Source organism: Candidatus Nomurabacteria bacterium, assembly GCA_023898565.1.
Classification (GTDB): Bacteria; Patescibacteriota; Minisyncoccia; order Phycocordibacterales; family UBA918; genus OLB19.
Genome location: CP060228.1, coordinates 925,418 through 951,732, shown reverse-complemented (window position 1 = coordinate 951,732; position 26,315 = coordinate 925,418). Strand labels below are relative to the sequence as shown.

Annotated in this window: 30 protein-coding genes; 20 read left to right on the top strand and 10 right to left on the bottom strand. The window is 47.3% G+C overall.

Annotated elements, in window-relative coordinates; genetic code table 11:
- Positions 1 to 188: 188 nt before the first annotated feature.
- Together H6780_04890 and H6780_04885 are read right to left on the bottom strand one after the other, a co-directional pair.
- On the bottom strand, positions 189 to 2,054 hold the full coding sequence (locus tag H6780_04890) for an FAD-binding oxidoreductase (protein ID USN88794.1): 1,866 nt from the start codon (positions 2,052 to 2,054) through the stop codon (positions 189 to 191).
- 100 nt (positions 2,055 to 2,154) lie between these two features.
- Positions 2,155 to 2,538 (bottom strand): hypothetical protein, encoded by a 384-nt coding sequence (locus tag H6780_04885; protein ID USN88793.1) that lies wholly within the window; start codon positions 2,536 to 2,538, stop codon positions 2,155 to 2,157.
- A gap of 99 nt (positions 2,539 to 2,637) precedes the next feature.
- On the opposite strand from H6780_04885, the gene H6780_04880 reads away from it, so the two are divergent.
- From H6780_04880 to H6780_04870, 3 genes are all read left to right on the top strand, one after another.
- A complete protein-coding gene (locus H6780_04880; GenBank protein USN88792.1) occupies positions 2,638 to 4,344 on the top strand; it encodes an AAA family ATPase in 1,707 nt (568 codons plus the stop codon).
- Between the two features lie 9 nt (positions 4,345 to 4,353).
- Positions 4,354 to 4,749, top strand: coding sequence for a tryptophan-rich sensory protein (locus tag H6780_04875; GenBank protein USN88791.1), 396 nt, complete (start codon positions 4,354 to 4,356; stop codon positions 4,747 to 4,749).
- Between the two features lie 65 nt (positions 4,750 to 4,814).
- Positions 4,815 to 5,015: a hypothetical protein gene (locus tag H6780_04870; protein ID USN88790.1), complete on the top strand. Its 201-nt coding sequence runs from the start codon at positions 4,815 to 4,817 to the stop codon at positions 5,013 to 5,015.
- Positions 5,016 to 5,531: 516 nt separating this feature from the next.
- On the opposite strand, the gene H6780_04865 is transcribed toward H6780_04870, so the two are convergent.
- Positions 5,532 to 6,167, bottom strand: a complete 636-nt coding sequence (locus H6780_04865) for a DNA-3-methyladenine glycosylase 2 family protein (protein ID USN88789.1) — start codon at positions 6,165 to 6,167, stop codon at positions 5,532 to 5,534.
- 18 nt (positions 6,168 to 6,185) lie between these two features.
- Here H6780_04865 and msrB point away from each other — a divergent pair, with 18 nt between their 5' ends.
- The 4 genes from msrB to truB are packed head-to-tail and all read left to right on the top strand — an operon-like array spanning position 6,186 to position 10,476.
- Positions 6,186 to 7,517: a peptide-methionine (R)-S-oxide reductase MsrB gene (msrB, locus tag H6780_04860; GenBank protein ID USN88788.1), complete on the top strand. Its 1,332-nt coding sequence runs from the start codon at positions 6,186 to 6,188 to the stop codon at positions 7,515 to 7,517.
- A 60-nt stretch (positions 7,518 to 7,577) separates the two neighbouring features.
- Complete coding sequence (locus H6780_04855) at positions 7,578 to 8,810, top strand: glutaredoxin (protein USN88787.1); 1,233 nt, start codon at positions 7,578 to 7,580, stop codon at positions 8,808 to 8,810.
- A 16-nt stretch (positions 8,811 to 8,826) separates the two neighbouring features.
- On the top strand, positions 8,827 to 9,777 hold the full coding sequence (locus H6780_04850; GenBank protein USN88786.1) for a calcium/sodium antiporter: 951 nt from the start codon (positions 8,827 to 8,829) through the stop codon (positions 9,775 to 9,777).
- Positions 9,778 to 10,476 carry a tRNA pseudouridine(55) synthase TruB gene (gene truB, locus H6780_04845; GenBank protein ID USN88785.1) on the top strand — a complete coding sequence of 233 codons (699 nt, stop codon included), beginning with the start codon at positions 9,778 to 9,780 and terminating at the stop codon, positions 10,474 to 10,476.
- 25 nt (positions 10,477 to 10,501) lie between these two features.
- On the opposite strand, the gene H6780_04840 is transcribed toward truB, so the two are convergent.
- Positions 10,502 to 10,957, bottom strand: a complete 456-nt coding sequence (locus H6780_04840; GenBank protein USN88784.1) for a hypothetical protein — start codon at positions 10,955 to 10,957, stop codon at positions 10,502 to 10,504.
- A 20-nt stretch (positions 10,958 to 10,977) separates the two neighbouring features.
- Entirely contained in the window at positions 10,978 to 11,430 is a 453-nt protein-coding gene (locus H6780_04835; GenBank protein USN88783.1) for a GatB/YqeY domain-containing protein, read from the bottom strand.
- 204 nt (positions 11,431 to 11,634) lie between these two features.
- Between H6780_04835 and H6780_04830 the strand changes: the two genes are divergently transcribed.
- Both H6780_04830 and rplU read left to right on the top strand, forming a co-directional pair.
- The gene (locus H6780_04830) at positions 11,635 to 12,714 is read left to right on the top strand and encodes a DNA recombination protein RmuC (GenBank protein ID USN89264.1); all 1,080 of its coding nucleotides are present in this window, start codon (positions 11,635 to 11,637) and stop codon (positions 12,712 to 12,714) included.
- Between the two features lie 87 nt (positions 12,715 to 12,801).
- The gene (gene rplU, locus H6780_04825) at positions 12,802 to 13,134 is read left to right on the top strand and encodes a 50S ribosomal protein L21 (GenBank protein USN88782.1); all 333 of its coding nucleotides are present in this window, start codon (positions 12,802 to 12,804) and stop codon (positions 13,132 to 13,134) included.
- A gap of 48 nt (positions 13,135 to 13,182) precedes the next feature.
- Here rplU and recR read toward each other — a convergent pair whose 3' ends face one another.
- The 3 genes from recR to H6780_04810 all read right to left on the bottom strand — a co-directional run bounded on the left by recR (position 13,183) and on the right by H6780_04810 (position 16,945).
- Positions 13,183 to 13,791 carry a recombination protein RecR gene (gene recR, locus H6780_04820; protein USN88781.1) on the bottom strand — a complete coding sequence of 203 codons (609 nt, stop codon included), beginning with the start codon at positions 13,789 to 13,791 and terminating at the stop codon, positions 13,183 to 13,185.
- A gap of 184 nt (positions 13,792 to 13,975) precedes the next feature.
- Positions 13,976 to 15,364: a replicative DNA helicase gene (gene dnaB / locus H6780_04815; GenBank protein ID USN88780.1), complete on the bottom strand. Its 1,389-nt coding sequence runs from the start codon at positions 15,362 to 15,364 to the stop codon at positions 13,976 to 13,978.
- Between the two features lie 129 nt (positions 15,365 to 15,493).
- On the bottom strand, positions 15,494 to 16,945 hold the full coding sequence (locus H6780_04810) for a cysteine--tRNA ligase (GenBank protein USN88779.1): 1,452 nt from the start codon (positions 16,943 to 16,945) through the stop codon (positions 15,494 to 15,496).
- A gap of 87 nt (positions 16,946 to 17,032) precedes the next feature.
- On the opposite strand from H6780_04810, the gene H6780_04805 reads away from it, so the two are divergent.
- From H6780_04805 to H6780_04795, 3 genes are all read left to right on the top strand, one after another.
- Positions 17,033 to 18,370 (top strand): S41 family peptidase, encoded by a 1,338-nt coding sequence (locus tag H6780_04805; GenBank protein USN88778.1) that lies wholly within the window; start codon positions 17,033 to 17,035, stop codon positions 18,368 to 18,370.
- 71 nt (positions 18,371 to 18,441) lie between these two features.
- Entirely contained in the window at positions 18,442 to 18,882 is a 441-nt protein-coding gene (gene rplI / locus H6780_04800; GenBank protein ID USN88777.1) for a 50S ribosomal protein L9, read from the top strand.
- Positions 18,883 to 19,080: 198 nt separating this feature from the next.
- Positions 19,081 to 19,593 carry a peptidylprolyl isomerase gene (locus H6780_04795; GenBank protein ID USN89263.1) on the top strand — a complete coding sequence of 171 codons (513 nt, stop codon included), beginning with the start codon at positions 19,081 to 19,083 and terminating at the stop codon, positions 19,591 to 19,593.
- A 135-nt stretch (positions 19,594 to 19,728) separates the two neighbouring features.
- Here H6780_04795 and rpmA read toward each other — a convergent pair whose 3' ends face one another.
- A complete protein-coding gene (gene rpmA, locus H6780_04790) occupies positions 19,729 to 20,010 on the bottom strand; it encodes a 50S ribosomal protein L27 (GenBank protein ID USN88776.1) in 282 nt (93 codons plus the stop codon).
- 49 nt (positions 20,011 to 20,059) lie between these two features.
- On the opposite strand from rpmA, the gene H6780_04785 reads away from it, so the two are divergent.
- The 8 genes from H6780_04785 to H6780_04750 all read left to right on the top strand — a co-directional run bounded on the left by H6780_04785 (position 20,060) and on the right by H6780_04750 (position 25,832).
- The gene (locus tag H6780_04785; protein USN88775.1) at positions 20,060 to 20,419 is read left to right on the top strand and encodes a hypothetical protein; all 360 of its coding nucleotides are present in this window, start codon (positions 20,060 to 20,062) and stop codon (positions 20,417 to 20,419) included.
- A 21-nt stretch (positions 20,420 to 20,440) separates the two neighbouring features.
- On the top strand, positions 20,441 to 20,752 hold the full coding sequence (locus H6780_04780; GenBank protein USN88774.1) for a hypothetical protein: 312 nt from the start codon (positions 20,441 to 20,443) through the stop codon (positions 20,750 to 20,752).
- A gap of 2 nt (positions 20,753 to 20,754) precedes the next feature.
- Positions 20,755 to 21,351, top strand: a complete 597-nt coding sequence (locus H6780_04775; GenBank protein USN88773.1) for a hypothetical protein — start codon at positions 20,755 to 20,757, stop codon at positions 21,349 to 21,351.
- Positions 21,352 to 21,413: 62 nt separating this feature from the next.
- The gene (locus H6780_04770; GenBank protein USN88772.1) at positions 21,414 to 22,148 is read left to right on the top strand and encodes a TIGR00730 family Rossman fold protein; all 735 of its coding nucleotides are present in this window, start codon (positions 21,414 to 21,416) and stop codon (positions 22,146 to 22,148) included.
- 13 nt (positions 22,149 to 22,161) lie between these two features.
- Entirely contained in the window at positions 22,162 to 23,415 is a 1,254-nt protein-coding gene (locus tag H6780_04765; GenBank protein ID USN88771.1) for a hypothetical protein, read from the top strand.
- Positions 23,416 to 23,422: 7 nt separating this feature from the next.
- The gene (locus H6780_04760; protein USN88770.1) at positions 23,423 to 24,262 is read left to right on the top strand and encodes an ROK family protein; all 840 of its coding nucleotides are present in this window, start codon (positions 23,423 to 23,425) and stop codon (positions 24,260 to 24,262) included.
- A gap of 40 nt (positions 24,263 to 24,302) precedes the next feature.
- Positions 24,303 to 25,073: a slipin family protein gene (locus tag H6780_04755; protein USN88769.1), complete on the top strand. Its 771-nt coding sequence runs from the start codon at positions 24,303 to 24,305 to the stop codon at positions 25,071 to 25,073.
- A 339-nt stretch (positions 25,074 to 25,412) separates the two neighbouring features.
- Positions 25,413 to 25,832, top strand: coding sequence for a hypothetical protein (locus H6780_04750; protein USN88768.1), 420 nt, complete (start codon positions 25,413 to 25,415; stop codon positions 25,830 to 25,832).
- Between the two features lie 47 nt (positions 25,833 to 25,879).
- On the opposite strand, the gene H6780_04745 is transcribed toward H6780_04750, so the two are convergent.
- Positions 25,880 to 26,302: a DoxX family protein gene (locus tag H6780_04745; protein USN88767.1), complete on the bottom strand. Its 423-nt coding sequence runs from the start codon at positions 26,300 to 26,302 to the stop codon at positions 25,880 to 25,882.
- Positions 26,303 to 26,315 lie beyond the last annotated feature (13 nt).

Sequence of the window (26,315 nt, the reverse complement as noted above, 5' to 3'; positions counted from 1 at the left end):
TACGGGGAATCGAACCCCGATTTCATGGATGAGAACCATGTGTCCTAGCCGTTAGACGATAGGGCCAAATTTATGGTGGCGGATGCCCATAAATTTGGCCCTAGTTATATCAAAAAAACCAAAGAGAGGAAAGGGGTGTTGGTGGGGAGTCAATTAAAAAACTGCGCTCTTGGCGCAGTTTTTTAATTTTAATTGTTTCTTGTTCGCATGCTTTCCTTGATGTCGAATCGTGGATTTACTTTCTTGCCAGGATTGAAGATGTCGTCTGGATCGAAAAGGGCTTCGGTCTCTTTGAAGAGTTCGAGCATTTTCTTTGAGAACATCTTCGAGAGGTGCGGGGTGCGGATGATGCCGTCGTTGTGTTCACCACAGATGTTGCCGTGGAATTTTACTGCTGTGCTGAAGAACTTTTCAGACATCTTTTCTACCAGGGCAGGGGTGGTCTTGTTGGTGAAGTCTAAGAGCGGGTAGAAGTGGAAGTGGCCGTTGCCGCCGTGCCCGTGCACTGCTGCAGTGACATTGAATTCCTTGAGAAGTGCCTTTACTTGAATGAAGAACTTTGAGAGATTTTCTGGCGGAACGGTCATGTCTTCAAGGAAAGCGGCTGGGCGCTTGGTGGTGTCTTGGAACTTAGAAAGGGTGTAGCTTGCGCGGCGAATCTGCCAGAACATTTCTGCTTCGACTGGATTGTTTACCACACGTGCTCGCACGCCCTTACTACTGATGCTCTCGGCAATTTCAGCGGCAGGGGTGGCGTCGGTCGTATCCTCATCGAGGGTGATAAGCACGGTAAATTCTGGTGTCTTACGGCGGAATCGCACGTGGTACGTGGTGTACATTGAAAGCATGACACGGTAGTACGCAGCGCCACTGAGTCGGTCTTTGAAGAAGCTCGGATTGCGGAGTGCTAGGTCGAAAGTGAGTGCATCAAATACTTCAACATTGATCGGATTGAACGTAAGTGCTTTTACAATTGCATCAGCCGCATCTTCAAGATTGAAAATAGGCACAGCAATGAGCGTGGTGTTCTTCGGAATACGAAGCGCACGCATGGTGATGCTTGTCATGATGCCGATAGTGCCCTGACTACCAGAAATGAGGCGAGTGAGATCGAAGCTGCCTTCACCTTTCTTAAACTTCGTCACACCCTGTGGCATCACGTTCCAGAGTGGGTAACCAGCACTATTCTTTTTGGTTTCAGGCTTGTTCTTTTGGATTTCTTTTTCATTTTTCTTGATGAGCTCAAATACTTCGCGCGCGATACGAGCATGCTCGTGATCTTGTTTGATGAGTGCTTGGAACTCACGGTAGGAAAGCGGCTTGATGGTGTAGGTGTGTCCATCGTGTAGTACAACATCCAGTGATTCTACCCAGTCAGCACAGTGGCCATGGCGAAGTGAGTCAGGGCCAGCGGCGTTGTTGGCGACTGAGCCGCCGACACTACAAATATCCTTAGAAGCTGGGTATGGTGGGAGATAGGCATCATGTTCTTTCAGTTTCTTTTCGACGTCGCGCCACATTGCGCCTGGTTCACAGGTGAAGGTGATTTTGTCTTTCTTCTCAACCACTTCGCCAATGTGGCGGAGGTGAGCGCAGACATCAATCACGATGGAGTCGGTGAGTGAACCGCCGCCAAGGCCAGTCCCGGCTGCGCGTGGGGTAAGTGAAAGAGATTCGAAGCGTTTGGTCTCTTTGCCGACTACGGTAGTTGCAATTTCAACGTCGCGGCGGTTTTTTGGCTGGAGTACTACCTGTGGTCGAATGCTGAAAATACTCTCATCGGTACTGTAGGTATCAAGCAAGTCTTTTTTGGTCGAAATACCACCGCGGAAGCCAGCTTCGCGCAGGGTTTTTTCGATGAGTAAGTGACCGAGTGGGTTACGTTTTACGTCGGTGGTCTTTTGGATTTTCTTTGCTACATTTGCAATTGCAGCAGCTGATGGCTTCTTACTAGTAACTGCTTTTCGCGCAGCGCGCTTTGCCGGTGCTTTCTTTTTAGCAACGGTTGTTTTTGTACTTTTTACTTTTGTTGTACTACCTGAAGAACGTGGCATTACTACTAGTATACCGTGTATATTGTTTCGTTCAGTTTGTTTTTCACATATATAAGAAAACAACCGCCTCGAGTGAGGCGGTGTTGGTGACGATGGCTCGTCAGTATGAGGCGGTGTCTTCGTGCACCATTTTTTCTTCAGCGTCGCTTAGCATGACTGCAACGGCCGCTGGGTTAATCAAGAAGAAAGGCTTTTTGTGGTTGGTTTTAAGGCGCACGATGTCCATGATGCGCTCGTGGAGCATGCGCATCTTATAGTTTACGAGATCCATGTATTGATTGCAGTCATCTGCCGCTTCCGTCCTCTTGAATGCCTCGAGGTGTTTATCAGCGTCTTGCAGAAGTTGGTAATACTCGGCAATGAGCTGTTTGACTTCGTCGGTCAAGACCTCCGAAAGCTGCGCAATAATCTTGTAGGTTCCTTCCGCAGGTTGCATCGAGAACGGAATGGTAAGTACTGCCGGCATGGCGCCGTCTTGAGCCATGGTTTTCTCCTTGAAAGTGGATGGAACAAAGTCAGTCCGTATTCTTGCTGCTAAAAGAGGTTTTGTCAACGTAAATTTACCTATGGTATCCTTACGCCTATGACACAAGACCGCGCGCTGGATATTCTGAAGACGGGAGCAAATGCTTTTCTCACTGGTGAACCCGGGGCGGGCAAGACGTATGTAATCAATCAGTACATTGCCTGGCTGGAGGCGGCTGGGCTTAGTGTAGCGGTGACGGCTTCGACTGGTATCGCAGCCACGCACATTGGCGGCATGACTATCCACTCCTGGAGCGGCTTCGGGGTGAAGAATGAACTGACTCCGTACGACCTCGACCAAATCGCTGGACGCGAACGCGTGGTGAAGCGAATTAAAAAAGCGCATGTATTGGTGATTGATGAAATCTCCATGCTCGATGGTCGCGGGCTTGATATGGTAGATCAGATTGCTCGCACGGTGCGGCAGTCTAGTGAGCCGTTTGGCGGGCTGCAGGTGGTGTGTATTGGTGACTTTTTTCAATTGCCGCCGGTGACACGGCAAGGCGACATTATGGTGTATGCCTTTGAGAGCAAGGCGTGGCTCAATATGAAGCCACTCATTTGCTATCTCACCGAACAGCATCGTCAGGAAGACGAGATGCTTTTGGGGCTACTTGGTTCAATTCGTCGTAATGAAATTGAAGAGGAACACTACACCTTACTACAGGAGCAAACTGAAATTGCCTACGAGAATATCGAGCCGACGCGCCTCTATACGCACAATGCCGATGTGGATTCGGTCAATGCTGGTGAGCTGGTGAAGCTTCCGGGTGGCGCCAAGCGCTACACCATGAAGGGGACAGGTAATAAGCAGCTCGTGGAAGCGCTCGCCAAAAACTGCCTCTCACCTGAGCAGCTCATTCTCAAGGAAGATGCAATGGTGATGTGTACCAAGAATAATTTTGAAGCGGGATATGTAAACGGTACACTGGCGCGCGTGATTCGCTTTGATGAAGGCTTTCCAGTGATTGAGACGCCAGACGGACGAGAAATTCTCATTAAGCCAGCTAGTTGGGAAATGATGGAAGACCAGAAAGTCTTGGCGGCGATTGAGCAGCTGCCGCTGCGCTTGGCGTGGGCGATTACCGTACATAAAAGCCAGGGGATGTCGCTTGATGCGGCGGAGATTGATCTCTCGCGAGCCTTTGTGTATGGACAGGGGTATGTGGCGCTTTCGCGTGTGCGTTCACTAGATGGGCTCAAGGTTTTGGGGATGCATCCAAATGCGCTTCAGGTAGATCCAAAGGTGGTGGACTATGATAAAAAATTCCATCAGGAATCGGAAATGGCCGAAGACGCCTTTATCGAAATGGATGATAGTGAAGTGCTCGAAATGCATGAGCGCTTTGTGGTAGCGCACGGCGGCAAAGTACCGGCCGATGATGAGGTGGGTGTGGTGCGTAGTGGTGCAGCGCGCGTGAAGGCCGAGAGTACGTATGCAGTCACTAAAGATATGCTACTTGAAGGAAAGGGGATTCACGACATTTCAGTCGCGCGCGACCTTACCGAGACAACTGTCTGGACGCATGTAGAGCGTCTCGTCGAAGATAAGGAGCTTACCTCAGAAAACATCGCACACCTCGAGCCAAAAGATATCGACTGGCGCGAAGCGCGTGAGATTTTGTTTACCGCCATGGACCATCACGGCACCGAAAAACTCAAGCCAATTTATGAAGCAGCAGGAGAGAAGTATGACTATGTCTGGGTGCGTTTGGCACGGATGCAGTATTTGCTTGAAGGGGTAGGTGGTGAGTCGGTGTGGTAGTTTATATATATGAACGAACAAGAAATTTATACTACTTGGCTGCAGCCGAGCTGGGCGCCGCCGGCTGAGGTGTTTGGTCCGGTGTGGGGTGTGCTTTATTTGCTGATTGTGGGGAGCTTTGGGTACGTCTTTTGGCAGGTGTGGCGCGGTGCGTGGCCAAAGTATGTTGCACTACCTTTTGCGCTCAATCTCGTTTTTAATCTTGTATTTACCCCGATTCAGTTTGGTCTCCAAAATCTCTGGTTGGCAGCGCTTGATATTGTGCTGGTATGGGGGACTATCGTATGGGCAATGTGTGCAGTCTGGCGGTACTCAAAAACGATTGCGTATCTACAAGTTCCGTATTTGCTGTGGGTGAGTTTTGCAACAGTCTTGCAGTTTTCGATCACATACTTGAATTGGTAGTTTGTCCGTTGACAAAACTGTTGTATATCCTATGTTTAGTATAGGTTTTTCTTGGAGCTAGAGTCATGATTAGTGGCGTAAGTAATAACAGTGTTTTTTCGATTGGTGTTATGTACTTCATGGTGATGTCAGTTATTTCATTTGGAATCACCCTCATTGCACACCACTCAAGTTTCCCGTTTGGCGTAACGCTCCTTGCTGGAGTGGTAAGTTTTGTATCGTTCATTATTGGTTTGTTGTATGCTCTTGATAGGATTCAGGAGTAGCAACTTTCTCAGGCACCCCTCTTTCTGAGGGGTTTGCTATTATATGCTGTATGTTTGGTTGGGGGAGAAAGCGTAAGGGGGCGCGGCGGCGCACTACAAGAGCACTTCCATTTTTATGGTCGACTAAAGTCTCCCTAAAAATTAGGTCGCGCCGCCGCGCCAGTAGTGTGACAAAACACTACGTAGAAAATAAAGAAGCAGCGCGCGAGCTGGTGCTCGCGCGCCTGGCGCATTTTAATACACATTACAATCTCAAGTGGAATCGTGTCGCGATTCGCAATCAGCGCCGCTGCTGGGGGACGTGTACTTCGCTCAAAAATCTCAATTTTAATTACAAAATTCTCCTCCTGCCGCCACATCTCCAGGACTACATCATTGTGCATGAGTTGTGTCACCTAAAAGAGCTTAATCATGGGCAGGCGTTTTGGGATTTGGTGGGGGAGCAGATTCCTGACTATCAAGCGCGCGTTGCGGAGCTACGCGCTATCGACACGCTTGGACATTCTGTGGCTGTGCTTACTGCGGTGCAGGCTCGTTATCAAGCGCATGCCATAGCGCCAGTGACGCCAGTGTCTGATGTGGCGACCAGCGCTCCACAGTCGTGCGAATCTTGCGGACATAGTGTGGTTTGTAGTTGTACTGCTGGAGCAGGCTCTTCATAAGTCCGAGGTCGCCATAGGAAAAGACATCTGCTCGGGCGAGTGAAAAGATGAGAAACATCTCGGCCGTCCAGCGACCAATGCCGTAGAGTTTGATCAGTTCGGTGATGATTGCTTCGTTTTCAAGATGCACGAAATTCCCGTAGGGAATTTCGTGCCAAACCTCAGCGTTGTGTTTTAGGTACTTGGTCTTTTGGTTTGAAAGTCCGCAGGCCTTTAGCTCGTCAAAGTCTGCATTCTGTACATTTTCAGGAGTAAGTCTACCAAGAAAATTAGTGACGTTTTTCCGCACCGAAGCAGCTGCTTTGGTGCTAATCTGCTGTCCGATAATGGCATTCATGAGGCTGGTGAAGTGCTCATCTGGTTTTTTTGGAGTGGGAATTCTAAGCGAGCGGTTTGATTTGAAGGCGTTCGTAAGTAGCTGATGCATGACTCCGTCAGCTTGTTTGAAATATTTGAGCGCCGCAGCAGTATCAATTGATGAGTTAATCATTACGTAATACTACACAGTATGGATTTTTTGAGTAGTCTCTTTATTTCAATCGCAGCACTTTTTGGCTTTGGTCAAAATACGCCAGAGCCTGTCCCTGCTCCGGTGTCGATAGAGGAGGTAGTAACGCCCGGTAGTGAAGAAGTTGCAGTTAACGACACCATGTCTGAGGCGTTTGAGACAGCTAATGAGACAGTGGTAGTAGAGGAGGAAGACTCTCCCGCTTCGCCAGACGAGGAGGTAAAGACGTTGCCAGAAGTAACAAGTATTGCCGCTACGTCAAAGCCGGTGGTGGAAGATTCTCCGTTGCCGCCAGCCACTCCAAATGTGCAGACAATGGTTGTGGCCGGCGGCTGTTTTTGGTGCGTTGAGTCTGATCTAGAGAAGGTGTCAGGAGTTATTAGTGTCGTGTCTGGGTATTCTGGTGGCACCACTGAAAATCCTACGTACAAAAATTACGGTGCAGGTGGTCACCGAGAAGTAGTAGAGGTTTCATACGATGCTAATGTAGTGTCGTTTGAAGATATTTTAATCGTGACCATGAAAACTACGGACCCGACCGATGATGACGGGACTTTTCATGATCGAGGAGATAAGTATTCTTCAGCCTTTTACTACGAAACTGCTGAGCAGAAAGAAATTATTGATAACTTGATTGCTGAAGTGAACGAGCATGGTCCGTATGACAAGCCGCTTGCGATTGATGTGGAGAAGCGACAAACATTCTGGCCAGCAGAGGAATACCACCAAGATTATTATAAGGGCACACTGTCTCATCTAAAGTATCAGTATTACCGCAATGCTTCAGGTCGAGATGATTTTATTATTAAGTACTGGGGAATTAATGATCATCGTTCGGATTTGCCGTGGCGCAACCAATCAACCATCACTAACCAATCATATATGTGGGATGCATACAAAAAACCAGCCAAAGAGGTTCTTGAAGAACAGCTGAGTGAGCTGGCATTTAAAGTGACGCAAGAAGAAGGGACTGAGCGTGCCGGCACCAGTCCACTTGATAAAAATTACGAGCCAGGAATTTACGTTGATATTCTTTCAGGTGAACCGCTGTATTCTTCAAAAGATAAATATGATTCTGGTACCGGGTGGCCGTCATTTACGAAGCCAATTTCTGAAGCGGCGGTAACTGAGCATGAGGACAAAAAGCTATTTTCAACCCGTACCGAAGTTCGCTCAGCGATTGCAGATAACCATCTCGGCCATGTCTTTACTGATGGTCCCAAAGACAGTACTGGACTGCGATACTGTATGAATGGTGCGGCGCTCAAATTTATCCCACTCGGTGAGATGGAAGCGGCTGGGTATGGTGATTTTATCAAGTATGTTGAGTAATTAAGAAAGCAGGGCCGGCGCCTACGGCGCCGGCCCTGCTTTCGTGTTACTATGCTGTTCATGAGAAAAATTCTGGCGAGCCTCGGTGCTCTCGTGGTCCTCTTCGGACTTTTTACTAGCCCAATATCAGCGCAAGAAGAAGCGCCGATGGTGACCGAAAATCCGACCGTCTTTATCTTTGGCCGCGATGACTGCGGATTCTGTAAGAAGTTATTTGCCTGGATAGAAACACAGGATGATTTGCGGTATGAATACTTGAACATTGTGACTGATTCACAGGCACGAGATTGGTATGATCAGGTCGCTGAAAAACACGAGGCAGCGAAAATTACTCCAATTACCGTAGTTGGTGAGCGGGTAATTGCTGGATTTGATGGTCCTGATACTACAGGCGCGAGTATTCGTGCGGCTGTTGAAGCGGCAAAAAAAACGGACATCAACTCCATTCAGGCTCACTTAGAACGTGCGCCGCAGCAAGAAGTGATCCTTGGTGGTGGTTGTACAGACCTTGAATGTGAGTTGGGCACAGATCAAATGGGTTACATTTTTGATTTGCCGTTTTTTGGAGTGGTTGATCTTAAGTCGTTCTCGCTCTTCTCGCTCTCCGCTATTCTCGGGGTGATTGACGGCTTCAATCCTTGCGCGATGTGGGTGCTTATCACTTTCCTGGTTATTCTGTCGCAAGCTGGCAGTCGCCAGAAAATGATCTTCTTAGCGGGCATCTTCATCGTGGCTGAGGCAATCATGTACAACCTTATTCTCAATGTTTGGTACAAGACGTGGGACTTTATCGCGCTTGATCAGTATGTGACGCCATTTGTGGGCGTGCTCGCACTTGGTGGTGGTATCTTCTTCTTGCATCGCTGGAATAAGAATAAGTCAGCGGATTTAGTTTGTGATATTACGGACATTGAGTCACAATCACGCACCATTGATAAGTTCAAGGCGATTGTAAACCAGCCAGTTACCATTGCGTCAATTGCGGCGATTCTTGTGATTGCGTTTTCAGTGAATATTATTGAGTTTGCGTGTTCAATCGGTATTCCGCAGGCGTACACCAAGATTCTTGAGCTTAATATGCTGACCTTTATGGAGCGTCAGTGGTACATCTTTATCTACACTATTGGCTACATGGTTGATGATTTAATTGTGTTTGGTCTCGCAATTTGGGGCTATGGAAAATTACAATCACACGGTGGTAAGTACGCACAATTATCACTCTTGATTGGCGGGCTGCTCATGCTTTTGCTTGGGGCAGTGTTGGTCGTTAACCCAGCGCTTTTGGTGTTATAAGGTATACTCAGTCAATATGGATTTAATACAACTGGCACAGTGGAGTGGAATATTATTGGTGGCACTTTTTGTGTTGATTCGCGGCGCCGATCTTTTTATTGAAGGAGCCAAGCAGATCGGCGCCGCGCTCGGCATGAGTTCGTTCGCGATCGGAGTCTTGATTGTGGGTATTGGCACATCGCTGCCTGAACTTGCTTCCTCTATTGCTGCGGTTTTAGCTGGGTCTTCAGAAATTGCGATAGCGAACGCTGTTGGTTCTAATATCACCAACATCCTTTTGATTGTTGGTGTGCTGGCGGCGCTTGGAGGTCCTGTCATGATTAACAAGAATCTGTTAAAGACCGAATTGCCAATTTTTTTCATTGCGACGGTGCACTTTGTAGCTAGTGTGTACGACGGTGTAATTGATCGCGTAGAGTCAGCACTTTTATTTGCAACATTTTGTGCTTATATCTGGTACTTATTTTCTTCAGACAACGAAGCCAAAAAGGAAATGGCCGTTAAAAATGGCAGAGGGAAAATCACGCTTCGTTCAGTTGTCTTTACTATTTGTGGTGTAGCTGCAGTACTAGTTGGTGCAAAGTACACCGTAGATATGGCGGTAAATATCGCAACCGGGCTCTCCATTCCAATTGGTCTTGTTTCAATCGGAGCGATTGCGATTGGTACGTCACTTCCTGAGCTTTTTGTGTCTCTGCAGGCACTTAAGACCAAAGAAACTGACCTTGCGATTGGAAATATCTTTGGCTCAAATGCCTTTAATATTTTGATGGTGGTCGGTATTCCTGGTCTTATTATGCCGCTTGAAGCAGGTGAGGTTGTTATGGAACTTGGTATTTGGATTTTTGTGGCCGCCTCACTAATTCTTTTTATCAACGGTTTGGCCAGACAGGTACAGAAATGGGAGGGTGTGGCCATGCTCATTTTCTTTGTCTTCTTCTTAGTTAAACTAGTAGCATTTGTGTAGATGAATTGGGAGCAAGAAATACTACTCATAGATAAACCTAAAGGAATCACGTCATTTGACGTGATTCGTCGTTTGCGTCGGCGGTATTCGGCTGAACATGAGGGGGTGAAAGCTCCCAAAATGGGACATGCAGGGACACTCGACCCACTGGCCACTGGACTGATGATTATTGGGGTTGGGAAGGGCACCAAGCAATTAACGTCACTTACGAAGCTCGAGAAAGAGTATGTGGCCGAAGTGCGCTTAGGTGAGCGACGCAGTACGGGAGACTTGGAGGGTGAGGTGTTGGAAGTGAAGGACGTGGTTGAGATGGCGGAGATTTTGCAAAGCAAAATCTCCGCCATCCTCACCGACATGCTCGGCGAACTGACACTCCCTGTTTCTGCGTACAGCGCGATAAAAGTAGACGGTATACCAATGTACAAACGAGCACGCAAGGCCGAGCGGAAGGGAGAAGTGGTAACCGAAGTGCCAGTGCGCACTATGCGTGTTGATGAGGTAGGGTTGGTCGATGTGTCTGTCGGCGGCGGCCGAGCAGTGGCAACTATTCGTTTTGCGGTCGGCTCGGGCACCTACATTCGCTCGCTCGCCGAAGAGCTCGGCCGCCGCCTTGGCTACCCAGCCACTCTCCAAAATCTCCACCGCACTAGAGTGGGTGAGTTCGCAGTTAAGGATGCATATACTCTTCAGAATAAATAAACCCGCGTACTGTTTGCGGGTTTAATTAATATCGTTCAGCTTTCATTTCTTTGATCTGCCGATTGATTTTTGCACGAGCCTCCGCAATCTCTTCCTCAGTGGTATTGAGTGTTCGTACGGTAGGAGGAATTGCTTCAGGGTACTCACTTTCTCGATTCATGTCTGTCAATATAGCATCGACTTCATTTGGGTCGTAGGGTAGAGTGTTTTCGAGATGATTTTTTTCTCTCGTGGCTTCCCATTCTTTTCTCTCGTAATCGATAGCCTTGCTTTCTTCATCAAAAAGCCTCGTCTTTTCATGGTCTGCTTTTCGCAGCTCCTCGAGTTCTGACTGCAATTCAGCTAATCGCCCCGCAAGCTCCCTTGCACCATCTATGTCTGAAGAGAGATTGCAACCATCAATCTGACGTTTCAAACTGCTAATGTCATCAAGAAGTTTTTGCGTGTGATTTGGTGGAAACGAGTTCTCAAATGATTTCATGGTAGTAATTCCTTATCTCTTTAGAAAAGTGATTCTGCTACTGACTTTACATCAGAACCATCGGCTTTGCCAGCCAGCTCTTTCATCACTGCACCAACGAGCACGCCAAGCTTGTTCTTGTCTTCAATCCCAAGTTCGGCCTTCTTCGCTTCTGCTACTGGGCGGATTTCTTCCTGACTCATCATCTGCGGAAGATAACTTTCAAGTACTACCAATTCCTCTTTTTCTGGCACTGCTAGCTCTGGGCGATTAGCGGCTTCGTATTGCTCAATTGAGTCTTTGCGCTGCTTTGCAAGGCGCTTGATTACGGCGAGCACTTCGTCGTCCCGGAGCATGTCCTGTGGCGTGCGGCTGGTTGCTACAAGTTCATTCGTGAAGGCGGTCAACATGCTGCGAACGGTACGCAAGCGCACCTGCTCCTTGGCTTTCAATGCTTCTTTGAGTTGGCCTTTTATCTGTTCGTGTAGTGACATAAATGATTTGTTTAGACTATTGTAGTATACCTTCAACAGACACGAGTCAAGCTCTCCGCTCGCAACGGATTTTAATAAAGAGGCTTCGCCTCTTGACAAAAACCCTGCTTCGCGAGGTCTGTTTCAGGTATCCTACAAGAGTCTCCTTGATAGATTGTCTGTAATTTTATCATGGTAAAAAGGAAATGGTATGATGTACCGCATATGGAAATTGTTTTGATTGGTCTGATAATAGTGCTTTTGTTGGTGAATGTATTTGTGGTCTATAAGTTGCTGCAGCCGAAGGAAGAAAGGAAAGATGATTCTGAGAGTATGCTGCTCTTGCAGCAGCAGCTCCAAGAGATGTCTCGCACTATGGACACTCGTTTGCATGAGGCCAATAAGGCGATGCAGGAGGGGAGTCGATCGCAATTTCGTGAAAGTCGAGAATTGATTCAGGAAATCAATAAAGAGATGAATGAACAGCTGCGCAATGTGGTGCAGAAGACGACTGAAGTGAGTGAGAGCTCCAAGCAGGTCTTTCAGGTGGCTGATCAGCTGAAGGAGCTGCAGAATATTCTGAAAAACCCAAAGCAGCGCGGTATTCTCGGTGAATATTATCTCGAGACAGTGCTTCAAAATGTACTCCCGCCGGAAAGCTTCCAGATGCAGTACTCTTTTGATGATGGTGAGATTGTTGATGCGGCCGTGTTTGTAAAAGGGAAGGTGATTCCGGTTGACTCTAAGTTTTCACTTGAAAACTACAATCGTTTTGTCGAAGCAGCCGACGGGGCGGAGAAGGTGCAGTTTGAAAAAGCCTTTGTAAATGATCTCAAACTCCGTATTACTGAAACTGCCAAGTATATTCGTCCGTCAGAAAAGACGACTGACTTTGCGTTTATGTTTATTCCCCATGAAGGAATTTATTACGACCTGCTGTCTAACAAAGTCGGGGCCGGGGAGGAAAATCTCATTCAGCGCGCAGCAGGTAAGTATAAGGTGATTATCGTGTCGCCAACGTCATTTTTGGCGTATCTACAGACAGTGCTTCAAGGGCTCAAGGCACTTGAGATTGAAGAGCGAGCGCAGGATATTATTAAGAATGTGGAGAAGCTCTCCGGGCATATTGCGAAGTATGAGGATTATTACCAAAAGCTGGGGAATACACTGGCTACGACGGTCAATCACTACAACGCTGGCTACAAAGAGCTCAATAAGATTGATAAGGACGTAACCCGAATTACAGGGGAATCAATCGATATGGACGTGCTCACGCTCGATAAGCCGCAAAAGCAGGATGAATAAGCTCTCGGCGCGCCCTTTGGGCGCGCCATTCACTGCCCAGCCCAGCTATTGCAAAAAACAACTATTTCTAGTACTATAGCGCGCACTATGGCAACAGAAACAACCAACACAGCACCATTTGCGGTTATCGCTACCGGCGGTAAGCAGTACGTGGTTCGCGAAGGTGATACTTTGCAAGTTGAGCTCCTTGGTGATCATAAGGAGGGCGATAAGATTGAGTTTGATACCCTCATGACTGATGATGGTAGCAAGGCAGCAATCGGCGCTCCAACTACTGGTACTAAGGTAAAGGCTACCTACCTAGGCGAGAAGAAGGGTCCTAAGTTGACTATCATCCGCTACAAGGCTAAGAGTAACCGCGACCGACGCATTGGACATCGTCAGCATTACGCTTTGATCAAGATTGATTCAATCAAATAATAAAACCTCCCAACCGGGAGGTTTTATTATTTTAATGGTCAGAATTAATTAGTTGCGATTATTGAGTGCACTTTTGATGGTCTCTGGGTCAGCGTATTCGAGCTCGCTGCCGGTTGAGAGGCCGCGGCCGAGGTGGGTGAGCTTGGTGGTTTCAGGCAGTACTGGAGAGAGAATTGACTCCACAAAACGAGCGGTGTTTTCACCGTCGGGATTGATAGAAAAGCCAAGAATGATCTCAGTAAGACCTTCGGGTAGGCGAGCCTCGACAGTTGCTTTGAGGGCGGCGCCACGAAGCTTGTTGTTTTCAGAGTTATGTAACAGTGGCACGGTGCCCCCAAGTACGAAGTATAGGCCGTCATATACTCCCGCGCGTTCAATGGCTTGTACGTCGCTATCACGTTCCACCACCAAGAGGCGGTTGTGATCACGGTTTTGCGAATTGCAGATAGAGCACGTAGTGCCTTGTTGGCTTACGTAAAATCGGTGACAACTCGCACATTCCACCACGCTACCTTTGAGCTCTGAGACTAGCCGTGCAAGCTCCTTGGTGTCTGCTTCGGGCATAGTAAGTACATAAAACGCAAAACGCTTCGCTTGTCGCGCGCCGACGCCTGGGAAGGATTCAAAGAGAGAGATGAGCTTGTCGAGGTTGTTCATGAAGGTTGATTATAACACTGTGATTTTCAGTGAGAAAAGGAAGACTTATTGATTTCCACGAACGTATCAGCCTCCGGCGGGCTGATACTGACGCTTCGCCGAAGACTTTCCCAAAAAAAGACCAAGCTCTTCGGCTCCAGAGTTTCGCTGCAACCAATAAGTCTTCCTTTTTGTGGCAAGCAAATTAAAAATCATCGCCGCCGCCATGTCCGCCGCCGGCTGCAGCGTGGTGAGTGTCGAGATTAAGGAAGCGTACATGCTGACCGTCGAAGTAGAGTTCGGCTGCGCCTACGGCGCCGTTACGATGCTTCTCGACGAGAATCTCAGCGATGTTTGGTCGCTCGGGTTCTTTGTCTTTGTTCATCTTGTCTTCACGATGGATGAACATCACAACGTCGGCATCCTGCTCGATTGAGCCAGAGTCACGGAGGTCGGAAAGGCGTGGCTTACCGCCACGTTGTTCAACTGCACGCGAAAGCTGGGAGAGAGCGATAACAGGAATCTCCATCTCCTTAGCCAAAATTTTGAGCGACCGAGAAATCTCGGTAATTTGCTGCACCATGCTGTCACTGCCCTTGGTGAGAGTGGGGCTCATGAGTTGGAGATAGTCGACAATTAACATGTCGAGGCCGTACTCATTTTTAAGGCGCCTGGCAGCAGAGCGCATTTTTACGATGTTCATTGACGCTTCGTCGATAATGTGGATTGGTGCTTTGCTGAGTTTTTCCATGGCCTGCTGAAGTGCTTCGTACTCACTGTCACTCGACAGTTTTCCGGTGCGTAACTTCCATGAGTCTACGCCAGACTCAGCTGCGAGCATGCGATCCACGAGCTGCTGGTCAGACATTTCAAGAGAAAAAATACCGACATGGGCACCGCCGATAAGCGCTGCGTTACGAGCGAGGTCGAGCGCAAAGGTAGTTTTACCCATAGACGGTCGCGCTGCCAAAATGACCAGGTCAGACTTCTGAAATCCGGCGAGAAGGTTATCAAGGGCAGTAAAGCCAGACGGTACACCACGCTTTTCTTGTGGGTTTTCTGCGAGGTGTTCAAAGCGTTCCCAGGCTTCATGCAAAGCGCTTCCAATCGGGCGGAATTTTTGTGATGAAGGCGCCTGCGTAGCTTGGAAGATTTTTTTCTCAGCTTGGTCGAGCGCTTCGTCTACCGTCTCTGGGTCAGAGTAGCCGATTTCAGCTATGTCGTCAGCGGCATGAATGAGGTTGCGTAGGGTGGCTTTGTTTTGCACCTGAGTCGCATAGTACATGGCGTTACCGGCTGCTGGTACCTGCTCGATGAGTTCAGTGATATACGCAGCACCGCCCACGCGGTCGAGCTGGTTCATTTCTTTAAGTGTGGTAACGACAGAGACGGTGTCAATTGGATTGCCACCGGAGAAGAGGGTAGCAATCGCCTTGAAGATCATGGCATGCTTGTCAGCGTAAAAGCTCTCAGGCCAAATAGTCACGGAGATGTCGTGCATCACATCGGGTTTGAGAATAATGGCTCCGAGAAGGGCGCGTTCGGCGTCGACGTTTTGCGGCGGAGTGCGCAGTGAGCGATTGTGTTCAGACATACGTGATTAGAATTCTATCACGCAGTGATGTTGCTGAGAGTTGACGTGTTTTACACATGGTTGTGGAGGGAGGGGATAAACCAAAGCGGCGCCCACTTCGTGGGCGCCGCGCTGGTTTATCTTTTATTACTATACTTTTGTCACTTTTGGTCCTTGGGCAGTGTCTTCAATTTCGTAGCCTTCCAGCTTGATTTTGTCGCGGAGTACATCCGCCATTTCCCAGTTGCGAGCAATGCGCGCTGCCTCGCGCTCATCGATGAGCGCTTGAATTTTTTCGGGCAAATCATCCGAACCAACCACCCCAAGAGAGCGTACACCATCGTAGATGTCGTCAGACAAGCCAATATCGAGCACTTCGTCCATCGACATCAGCGTGCCACATTTTACTTTGTTATCGAGCTTAGTGTCTTTGAGCATTTCCCACAGCACGGCAATTGCGCCGGCAGTGTCGAAGTCGTTGGCGAGGCAGGTGTCAAAGCGTTCTAGGTACGTACTGTCTGGCGTAGCAGTTTTCTGCTTGAAGTCTTCATAGACATGACGTTTGAGGCGGAAGAGGGCTTGCTTGGCGGCCTTCAGTGCCTCCCAGGAGAAATTAATCGGTGAACGGTAGTGGGCAGTAAGGAGCCAGTAGCGGTAGTCATCGCCGGAAAAGCCGCGATCACGCAAATGGCGCATGGTAATAGTATTGCCGAGTGACTTCGATACCTTGGTGTTATCGATAGTGATAAACGCATTGTGCATCCAGTATTTCACAAACTGCTTTCCCGTGACTGATTCGCTTTGGGCGATTTCGGCGTTGTGGTGGACGGGGATGTGGTCGATGCCACCGGTGTGAATATCAATCTGCTTACCAAGCGTGTCCATGGCCATAGCCGAACACTCAATGTGCCACCCCGGAAAACCTTTGCCCCAGCGACTGTCCCAGCCAAGCTCACCCTTTTTCCAAACGGCAAAATCAGCCGGATGTCGCTTTTCAGTATTTACTTCGACGCGAGCGCCGCTTTTTAGATTTTCTAGATTAATTTTGCCGAGACGGCCGTAGGTCGGGAATTTGGCAATATCAAAATACACGCCGTCTGAGGTTTCGTAGGTAAAGCCTTTTTCGTCGAGTGATTTTACCAGTGCGATTTGCTTCTTTACGTATTCGCTGGCGCGGGCGTAGGTAGTGGGTGGCAAGATACGGAGTTCATCCATGTCTTCTTTGAAGGCTTTGATGTAGCGCTCAGAGAGCTGTGTCATGGCGTCAAGCGTGACCGGAAGTCCTTCACGTTTAAGGCCTTTCATCATTTTATCTTCGCCAGCGTCACCGTCGTCGGAGAGGTGGCCGAAGTCAGTGAAATTTATGGTGTGCTCTACGAGGTAGCCATTTCGAATCAGCGTACGCTTCACTATGTCAGCAAACACATACGACCGCAGATTGCCAATATGGGCGTAGTCGTACACGGTTGGACCACAGCTGTACATTTTTACGGTCTTGTCGCTGAGGGGAGAAAAAACTTCTTGCTTGCCAGACTCGGTATTGAGCAGGGTAATATCTCTAGTGATCACAGGTGTTTTGGGTCCAAATAAACGGCTAAACATGAGGATAGTGTAGCAGAAACTGAATTAAAATCACGTGTCACCAGACATCATTTTGGCCTCAGTCTGCTTTGTGCGATAATAGCGCTAATGTCATTTGCACCTAAAAATATCCCTGTAGCCAGAACGGAAAAAACGCAAGGTCGTTCTAGCTGGGGTCTTGGAATTTCACTTGCGTTCTTGTTTGCACTTGGTGCATTTATTTCTGGGATGCAAATCGGACGTGGCGTTTGGGTAAGTTCTTCAGCGCAACCAGCTAGTCTCTTTAGTATTTTTAGTGCCAATGGTCAAACGAAGGCAGCAATAGAAACTCGCCCAGACTTGGCTGAATTTTGGAAGGTGTGGGACTTGCTCGAAGAGAAATTTGTCGTAAGTAGCTCCACCAGCAAACAAACAGATGAAGAACGCATCCAAGGTGCAATAGACGGCTTGGTTGATTCTTATGACGATCCGTACACAGTGTACATGCCTCCAGCTGATGCAGAGAAATTTAGTGAAGATATTTCTGGCAACTTCAGCGGTGTTGGTATGGAGGTTGGTTTACGCGACAAGATTATTACAGTCATCGCACCGCTCCCTGATACACCGGCCGAGCGAGCGGGAATGATGGCGGGAGATGCAATCGTAAAGATTAACGGCTCAAGTACGGAGGATATGAGTATCGATGAGGCAGTAAGTCTTATTCGCGGTGAGAAGGGAACGATAGTTGAGTTGCAAATATATCGAGAAGGGGCAACTGAATTCCAGACTATCTCTATTACGCGTGATACCATCAATATTCCAACAGTGCGCACCGAGCAAGTTGATGGCACTTTTATCATAGCGCTATATAGCTTCAATGCCATCGCTGAGTCTGAGGTCGCTAAAGCATTAGAAGAGTACACAAAAAGTGGAGCAAAGACTTTGGCGATTGATCTTCGTGGCAATCCGGGTGGCTTTCTGCAGAGTGCAGTAGCTATTGCCAGCTACTTTTTGCCGGCAGGAAAAGTGGTTGTGAGTGAAGATTTTGGTGGAGGAAAAGAAGGGGAAGTATTTCGTAGCCGAGGTCGACAAATTCAACATTTTACCCCGCAAAATCTAGTAGTATTAGTAGATGGCGGCTCTGCTTCAGCTTCTGAGATTTTAGCTGGCGCGCTTAAGGATCACGGCGTTGCAACGGTAATTGGCGCGCAGACCTTTGGAAAGGGTTCAGTGCAGGAGTTGGTAACCCTGGATGATGGCGCATCACTGAAAGTGACTGTAGCTCGCTGGTTGACACCAAATGGTACTTCAATCTCTGATGGCGGACTGTCACCGGACATTGTGATTAGTCGCACAATTGAAGATCGGCAGAATAACGTTGATCCGCAAAAAGAAGCGGCAGTGCGATTTTTGTCTGGTAAAACAGTGATTAGCGAATCGTCTGATTCGATTGAGGCTGGAGAATAAAGGTTGGTTTTGGTATTATATCAACCACAATACACAACCGCGTGTAGTTTACGGGAAGCTAATATAACGATATGAAAGTGATTCTTCTACAAGATGTAGCAAAAATTGGACGGCGCTTTAGTGTGGTTGAGGTGCCAGATGGATACGCCATTAATCAACTTATTCCAAAGAAAATGGCTGAGCCAGCAACAGCTGTTAATCTTAAAAAGATTGAAAAGCGCCAGGCTGATACTACTGCTTCTAAAGAGGCTAACGAAGCACGTTTTGATGCAGCGGTGGCAGCTCTCACTGCAGAAGCATTACTAGTTGCGGCTGAGGCGAACGAACAAGAACACCTCTTTCAGGCCGTGCATGAAGCAGATGTGGTGACGGCTGCAAAAGAAAAAGGAATCGACATAGATGCCGCAATGCTTAAAATTGCCGCACCAATTAAATCTCTTGGCACACATGAAATTGAACTGGTAATCGGCAGTAAGAAGAAAACTATTACTATTCAAGTGGTAAAGAAATAGGTAGGTATGAAGAATGATCTTGCAACACAAGCAAAGCCAATTTTACTACTGCTTGGGGTGTGTGCGGTGCTGGTAGGAGCAGTTGCTTGGCTAATAAACGGGGGTCCTCAGACTGCCGAACTGACCTCATCAGAGACTATCCCAGCACCGCTGACGGCAGAAAAATTAGCAGCGTACGACGTAGATATAACTAATGATATGAATCCTATCGCAGTTCTAAACACCAACATGGGCACAATCGAAATTGAGCTCTTTGAGGATAAGATGCCAATTACGGCAGGTAACTTTAAAAAATTGATTAATGAAGGATATTACGATGGTATTAAATTCCATCGAGTTATGGATGGCTTCATGATTCAGGGAGGAGATCCAATCACTAAGACAAATGAAGTGCTGAAGTATGGTACTGGTGGTCCTGGCTACTCAATTCCAGACGAATTTGTGAAGCATGATTTGCTCTCAAACGTTCGCGGAACACTGGCTATGGCAAATAGTGGTCCAAATACTGGCGGTAGTCAGTTCTTCATCAACCTGGTCGACAACACGTATCTAGACTTTGATAAAGCGCCACTTGAGTCAAAGCATCCTGTGTTTGGACGAGTGGTCTCTGGTATGGATGTGGTGGATGCAATTGGTCAGGTGGAAACAAACATGACCAATCTTCCGCTCGAAGATGTTGTGATCGAATCAGCGACGATAAAGAATCAGTAATAAAAACGCGTTGGCAAAAGCCAACGCGTTTTTATTCGTAGACCGCCCGAGTGAGCAGGTGCTCGTGCTCATGCGTGACGGTTATCATAAGTAAAAGCCGGCGATCCCTTTGGGATCGCCGGCTTTTAAAATTGGTTACGCAGCTTCTACTACGTCAACTGCCTTCTTAGTGACAGTTTTGCCATTGAAGCGAGTCTTGCGCATTTCACGAAATGAAACGACGCCGTCATTCATTGCAAAGAGTGTATGGTCCTTTCCGACCTTCACACCTTTACCGGCTTCAATCTTGGTGCCACGTTGGCGGACGATGATCTGACCAACCTTCACTGACTGACCGTCAGCACGCTTCACACCCAGATATTTTGGCTGTGAATCTTTTAGGTTTTTCGATGATCCCGCGGATTTTTTGGTTGCCATACGGTTACTGTATAATGCTTATGAATTTAACGGGTGGAGTATACGATACATGTACAAAAAACTCAAGTCTTTTTTGGCCGATGACGCCGTTTTTATGGCGCTTTTGATGATTTTGGTTGGTATTGCATCATTTGGTTTAGGACGACAGTCAATGATGGCTAAAAATATGGCTATTTCGAGTGGTTCCGATATGGGTGGGGTGATATTCACTGAGGCGGCGTCGGAAGTACCACAATCGACGGTGACGCAACTTCAGGTCGTTGCTTCAAAGTCAGGTACGAAGTACCATCTGCCTAATTGCCCAGGAGCGTCGCAGATAAAGGAGGAGAATAAGCTGTATTTTGATTCGCCAGAGCTGGCAGAGGCGGCCGGCTACACGCCGGCCGCCAATTGCCCGGGTCTTCAGTAGTTGTGTGTTATGATGAGTTTTATGAAAGAAAACGAGCCTTTGTACTCCAAAATTAATCATTACGAGTCTACGGTGTCTGACGTGCACTTGAGTGACGTGGAGTTCCTTGCCGAAGCATTGCCAGTTCGCGACTTGCTCGCGTCCTTCTCAGCTGAGGAACTGACCGTCCTCGACCAGCAGCTTAACCTAGAAGGTGAAGGGTTCAATATTTTCGGAGTGATTGAAGCAGAACAGGTGAGTGATTTGCTTGCCTGGTTTGGAGAATGGCGTACCGCTGATGCAGACCGTCAGAAGGAATTGGTGACCATAATTATTAAACGCATTACTGAATAGCTATGCTAGTAGTTGATGGAGAGTTTTCCGGCCTAAATTATGACAAACACTCAATTGTCTCGTGGGGGGCGATTGATTTACAGAATCCAGATAATCAATTCTATGCTGAGTGTCGAGTGTGGGATGGTGCTCATATTGATCCCGATGGGCTGGCAGTAAATGGTTTCACAGAGGCAGAAATAACCGATCCAAATAAAATGACCGAGGCAGAATTGGTGCGTAATTTTACCGCGTGGAGCGAGACGATTGCAGATCGTACACTAGCTGGCCAAAATGTTTCAGCCGACCGTGACATGCTGAGAGCAGCAACGCAGCGGGCAGGGTTTGAGTGGAACTTCGCTTATCGCACTATTGATACTCATACGCTATGTTGGATGCATATGGTGAAGCAGGGAATTGTGCCGCCAGTTGACGAAGTTCATCATCGAAGCGCACTAAATCTTGATGCTGTGCTAAATTATTGTGGCATCCCCGATGAACCAGAGCCGCATAATGCGCTCACGGGCGCTAAGTCTCACGCTGAAGTGATTTCGCGACTCTTGTATAGTAAGAAGTTACTTCCCGAATTTGAGCAGTTTGAGATTCCTTGGATAGCCTAGGTTTTGCCCAAAAAGGCGCGGCAGCGAAGCTGCCGCGCCTTTTTAAGTGGTACAATGAGCGCATGTTTGGAAATAATAAGCGAAATACGAAAAAGAAAGGAGAGCAGCCATGCCGCGTAGTGAGTGAGCTCTTAGATCCAGGAAATGTTGATGGTGATGCAGTACAGTCATGGAGAGTGTTTCGTATTATGGCAGAGTTTGTGCAAGGATTTGAGCTTCTACGCAATCACGGTTTAGCTGCTACATTTTGGGGAAGTGCGCGCACCAAGCCGGAAGATCCGTATTATAAGGATGCTGAAGAATTGGCAGCCAAGCTTGCCAAAAAAGGGTTTTCAATTATCTCAGGGGGTGGGCCAGGTATCATGGAAGCTTCAAATGTTGGCGCCTTTAAGGTGGGGGGGAAATCAATTGGTCTTAACATCCAGTTGCCATTTGAACAAAAGCTCAATCCATACACCACCGAATCTCTCAATTTTGACTTTTTCTTCTCACGCAAGGTCATGCTCACTTTTGCTTCAGAAGTGTATGTGTATTTCCCTGGCGGCTTTGGTACACTTGATGAACTATTTGAAATTGTCACGCTTATTCAGACCAAGAAGATTGAGCCAATTCCTGTCATGTTGTATGGCAAAGAGTACTGGACGCCGCTTATAGAATTTTTCCGCAATGATTTGCTTGAAAAACATCAAACGATTAGCCCTGAAGATCTTGATATTTTTGTGGTGGTAGATAGTGTTGATGAAGCAATGAAATATATTGAAAAGAACGTCCGCAAGACTAACGTGCGACAGATTTAACTCAGAGATAACCATGTACTACTCATATTTTGATGCAGATTTTATTACGGATAAAAAGCAGGCAGCGGAGATTAAGCGGTTGTCTGCGTATCGTGAGAAGGTGCAGCAGGTAATTACTGATCACGATTCAGCACAGAATGAATATTCGCTTGCTCATGTGCAAGACCCGGCACTACATGACCAGCTTGATGTGCTCAAAAAGCAGTTTCGAGGCATTAAGCATTTGGTGCTGGTTGGGATTGGCGGACAGAATCTTGGAGTGCATGCGGTACATTCGGCGCTTGATGAAGGAAAGGTGGAGCTTCACATGCTCGACACCACATCAGCGCATAGTATTGGTTTGCTGCTTCAGAAACTCGCGAAGGTAAAGCTCAATCAGCTTGCTGTTTGTATTAGTAGTAAATCTGGTAATACAGCTGAGACGCTCACCAACACCTCAGTACTTTTTGAGGCTCTAGAGGAGCGTTTTAAAAAAGAGATCTACACGCGCTCAGTGTTTATTGGCAATCCTAGCACAGAGCTTAATAAACTCGGTAAACGCGTAGGTGCAACGGTAATCACGATGCCAGAGGTTGTGGGTGGACGTTTTTCGGTAACGACCGAAGCTGGTTTGGTACCGCTGGCTCTTTTAGGACATGACGTTGATGCGTTTATATCTGGTGTGCAGGATGCAACGTCTGAGCAATTTGAGGTGGTGGTAGCGGAAAATGCTGCGCGTGTTTATCAGTATATCCAAAAGGGTTATCGACATTATAACTTTTTTGCATTTGAACCGCGCCTCGCTGCGCTCGGCGCCTGGCACCGCCAGCTCTTTGCCGAAAGTATCGGCAAGGCTGAAGACAGGGCTGGTAAGCCGATAACTAAGGGTATGTTACCAACTATTTCAACATCGGTTGAATTACATTCGATCGGACAGCTCTATTTGAGTGGTTTCCCGGGGGTGTATACAGATTTCGTGACATTCGACGATGACAAGATTGATTATAAAATTTCTAAGAAGGGCGCTGCTAAGGCATATGGTGGGCATACTGTAGCTGAAGTGGCGACCGCTATCTATGGCGGTGTCATGGCGGCGTATCAAGAGAAAAGCCTGCCGTATCGTTCGACGATTTTTGATGAAAATCTGACCTACTCACTTGGTCTTTTTATGGGGATGCGTATGCTCGAAACCATGTACATTGCTGAGCTTATGAATCTACATGCATTTGATCAACCAAATGTTGAACTGTATAAAATTAAAACGAGAGCAATTCTTGGTATTAAGTAAATAGAGTATGTCGTACATTGTATTTGATATTGGTGGTACTAAAACCCGCGTTGGTATCTCAGAAGATTTAGAAACACTTGGTCAAGTTGAATCCTTTAAGACACCGGTGAAGTTTGAAGAGGGTATTGCCAAAATCATCGAAGCTATTAAAAAGTTAACTGATGAAACTCCTAAAGGTATCTCAGGTGGTATTCGAGGTGCGCTTATGGAAGATAAATCTGGCATCCAGAATGATTCAGTGCTCTCAAAATGGGTTGATAAGTCTATCGTAGGTGAAATCCAAAAAACGTTTGATGTGCCTGTGTTCTTGGAAAATGACTCGGCAATTGCTGGGGTAGGTGAGGCAATCTATGGTGCTGGAAAAGATTTTGAGATTGTGGCGTACCACACGATTAGTACTGGCGTCGGCGGGGTGAAGATTGAAAACGGTGAGATTGATATGGCGAGCGTGGGATTTGAACCAGGACATCAAGTGCTTGATATTGACCGCACCATCTTGGGTGAAGATGTTAAGCCGACTCTGGAGAATCTCGTCTCAGGAACTGCTGTTAAGAATCGATTTGGCGTGGAACCCTACGAAATTCCACAAAGCGATGTGCTATGGGACGAGCTGGCCGAATATTTGGCACAAGGGCTACGTAACACGATTTTATACTGGTCGCCTGATGTGATCATTCTCGGTGGATCAATGATTGCTGGTAATCCGCGTATTGAGATTGACCCGATTCGAAAATACGTTGTAGAGACTCTCGATGGTTTTGTTCCGTCACCATTTATTACGATGGCAAAGCTTGGTGACGAGGTGGGTTTGTATGGTGCAATGGGTCTTCTAAAGAAACGACTTTAGGTCTATACTCAGTGTAGGATTATTCAGTAACTATTTTCTTATGGAGATAATTCCAATTGTTGTCGTTGTTATTGCGCTTGCGATTTTGCTGCTACGGGAAGTTAAGCAATATGAACGCGGCGTAGTCCTTACTATGGGTAAGTTTACCAGCTTGCGGAGCCCGGGGTGGAGTATTGTTGTGCCAATTTTCCAACAAATGGAAAAAGTTGATTTGCGCGTAAAAGCGGTTGACGTGCCAGATCAAAAAGTGATTACTCGTGACAATGTCTCAGCAAGTATCAATGCGGTTATCTATTACAAGGTAGCCGATGCTGCCAAGGCTGTTCTTGAGGTGGAAAACTTTCGCTTTGCAGTGTCACAACTTGCACAAACCACTATGCGTAACGTGGTCGGTAGCGCTGCACTCGATGAAGTGTTGTCAGAACGAGACAAGCTATCAGAACGGATACAGCAGATTGTCGATTCCGAGACTGACGATTGGGGAATTCGGGTTGAAAATGTTGAGCTTAAAGATTTTTTTCTCCCGCAAGACATGGAGCGAACGATTGCAAAGCAGGCGGAAGCGGAGCGTGAGCGGCGGGCGGTGATTATTAAAGCAGAAGGGGAGGTGGCGGCTGCAGAAAACATGGCAAAGGCGGCCAGTATCCTTTCTGGTGCCCCTGGTGCACTGCATTTACGCACGCTCCAAAGCCTCAATGATTTGTCGTCTGACCAGTCAAACACCGTGGTGTTTGCTACACCGATAGAAGTATTGCGTGCTTTTGAAGGAGCAAAAGACTGGATGCAGGCAGCGACAAAAAATAAGGAGTAAGTAGTATACGATGCTTAAAAAGAGCCCAAAACAAGGCTCTTTTTTGCTATTTTACAATCACACGAAAGCTAGAAAATGCAATAGATTTGTGCATAAGATTGACAAAATTAATTAAATATGCTTTAATAATAAAAACCCGCGCTGTAATGCTATAGTTTTGCGGTTATCGGTGTCGCACGGTGTATTGATTCCAAGTGGGATCTCCACCAATACGACCAGCTATTGAGGCCACATGATAGGCCAGAAATAGGGAAGTATACATTTCTGTATGCGGTTCCTGTCTCACCGATATTTAAGAGATAAGACCTTTGGCTTATTATATCGACAGTTATTCTCGCGTTGTTTACCGTAGCGACCGTTTCGGCGGTTGATGTAGGAGAGACAGCGTACGGAAACATTGCAGGTGAACAGAAGGTGGCGGTACTGGAGGCAACTCCATTGCCAGAAGCAACTGAAGCAGCCGTTCGATCATATTTTGCAGATGTGCCAATTATGATCGAAGTGGCTCGTTGTGAATCCACGTTTCGTCACCAGCTGGCAGACGGTTCGATCCTTCAAGGTCGTGTCGATCCTGCAGATACTGGGGTAATGCAAATCAATAAGCGTTATCACGAATCAACAGCTACAGCAATGGAGCTCGATCTCGACAATCTCTACGACAATATGGCGTACGCTCGGTATCTCTATGAGAAACAGGGTACGCAGCCGTGGAGCGCGTCGATGCCGTGTTGGGGAGGTTCCCTTGCGGCCAACTTCTAATACAAAACACCGACTCTTTGAGTCGGTGTTTTGTTGGGTGTTTGACTTTAATGCGAAGCTGGTTTGGTGTTTGTACCACCTGGTCCGTAAGCCATGAGGTACAACAGGCCACCAATAATCGCAAGATTTTTAAGTGTTTGGGTTAATTGCATTGGGTCACTAAAATCCATATGTGCAATTAATGTTGCCAGAATCGTGAATCCAATCAGCAGCGCGGAGGCGAGTCCAACGCGCTTCCCGATCATAATTGCACTACCAGCTCCAAGTTTGAGGATGATTACTAGCCAGACGGTCAGAGTGGCCATGGGAATTCCTATGGAATCAAACCAGGCGGCAGTATTGCTTGGTCCACCAATTAAAATGCTAAGGCCACTCATAAAGAAAAGGAATCCAATAAGAATTCTTCCTAGTTTTGTGCCTTTGTCTCGAACAAGGTCTCGTTGAGGTTCATTAAGCATTAATGTTGTCATAGTTAATTTTAGG

Coding starts and splice junctions, on each gene's coding strand:
- H6780_04890 (USN88794.1), bottom strand. CDS start 2,054: ATGCCACGTTCTTCAGGTAGTACAACAAAAGTAAAAAGTACAAAAACA.
- H6780_04885 (USN88793.1), bottom strand. CDS start 2,538: ATGGCTCAAGACGGCGCCATGCCGGCAGTACTTACCATTCCGTTCTCG.
- H6780_04880 (USN88792.1), top strand. CDS start 2,638: ATGACACAAGACCGCGCGCTGGATATTCTGAAGACGGGAGCAAATGCT.
- H6780_04875 (USN88791.1), top strand. CDS start 4,354: ATGAACGAACAAGAAATTTATACTACTTGGCTGCAGCCGAGCTGGGCG.
- H6780_04870 (USN88790.1), top strand. CDS start 4,815: ATGATTAGTGGCGTAAGTAATAACAGTGTTTTTTCGATTGGTGTTATG.
- H6780_04865 (USN88789.1), bottom strand. CDS start 6,167: ATGATTAACTCATCAATTGATACTGCTGCGGCGCTCAAATATTTCAAA.
- msrB (USN88788.1), top strand. CDS start 6,186: ATGGATTTTTTGAGTAGTCTCTTTATTTCAATCGCAGCACTTTTTGGC.
- H6780_04855 (USN88787.1), top strand. CDS start 7,578: ATGAGAAAAATTCTGGCGAGCCTCGGTGCTCTCGTGGTCCTCTTCGGA.
- H6780_04850 (USN88786.1), top strand. CDS start 8,827: ATGGATTTAATACAACTGGCACAGTGGAGTGGAATATTATTGGTGGCA.
- truB (USN88785.1), top strand. CDS start 9,778: ATGAATTGGGAGCAAGAAATACTACTCATAGATAAACCTAAAGGAATC.
- H6780_04840 (USN88784.1), bottom strand. CDS start 10,957: ATGAAATCATTTGAGAACTCGTTTCCACCAAATCACACGCAAAAACTT.
- H6780_04835 (USN88783.1), bottom strand. CDS start 11,430: ATGTCACTACACGAACAGATAAAAGGCCAACTCAAAGAAGCATTGAAA.
- H6780_04830 (USN89264.1), top strand. CDS start 11,635: ATGGAAATTGTTTTGATTGGTCTGATAATAGTGCTTTTGTTGGTGAAT.
- rplU (USN88782.1), top strand. CDS start 12,802: ATGGCAACAGAAACAACCAACACAGCACCATTTGCGGTTATCGCTACC.
- recR (USN88781.1), bottom strand. CDS start 13,791: ATGAACAACCTCGACAAGCTCATCTCTCTCTTTGAATCCTTCCCAGGC.
- dnaB (USN88780.1), bottom strand. CDS start 15,364: ATGTCTGAACACAATCGCTCACTGCGCACTCCGCCGCAAAACGTCGAC.
- H6780_04810 (USN88779.1), bottom strand. CDS start 16,945: ATGTTTAGCCGTTTATTTGGACCCAAAACACCTGTGATCACTAGAGAT.
- H6780_04805 (USN88778.1), top strand. CDS start 17,033: ATGTCATTTGCACCTAAAAATATCCCTGTAGCCAGAACGGAAAAAACG.
- rplI (USN88777.1), top strand. CDS start 18,442: ATGAAAGTGATTCTTCTACAAGATGTAGCAAAAATTGGACGGCGCTTT.
- H6780_04795 (USN89263.1), top strand. CDS start 19,081: ATGAATCCTATCGCAGTTCTAAACACCAACATGGGCACAATCGAAATT.
- rpmA (USN88776.1), bottom strand. CDS start 20,010: ATGGCAACCAAAAAATCCGCGGGATCATCGAAAAACCTAAAAGATTCA.
- H6780_04785 (USN88775.1), top strand. CDS start 20,060: ATGTACAAAAAACTCAAGTCTTTTTTGGCCGATGACGCCGTTTTTATG.
- H6780_04780 (USN88774.1), top strand. CDS start 20,441: ATGAAAGAAAACGAGCCTTTGTACTCCAAAATTAATCATTACGAGTCT.
- H6780_04775 (USN88773.1), top strand. CDS start 20,755: ATGCTAGTAGTTGATGGAGAGTTTTCCGGCCTAAATTATGACAAACAC.
- H6780_04770 (USN88772.1), top strand. CDS start 21,414: ATGTTTGGAAATAATAAGCGAAATACGAAAAAGAAAGGAGAGCAGCCA.
- H6780_04765 (USN88771.1), top strand. CDS start 22,162: ATGTACTACTCATATTTTGATGCAGATTTTATTACGGATAAAAAGCAG.
- H6780_04760 (USN88770.1), top strand. CDS start 23,423: ATGTCGTACATTGTATTTGATATTGGTGGTACTAAAACCCGCGTTGGT.
- H6780_04755 (USN88769.1), top strand. CDS start 24,303: ATGGAGATAATTCCAATTGTTGTCGTTGTTATTGCGCTTGCGATTTTG.
- H6780_04745 (USN88767.1), bottom strand. CDS start 26,302: ATGACAACATTAATGCTTAATGAACCTCAACGAGACCTTGTTCGAGAC.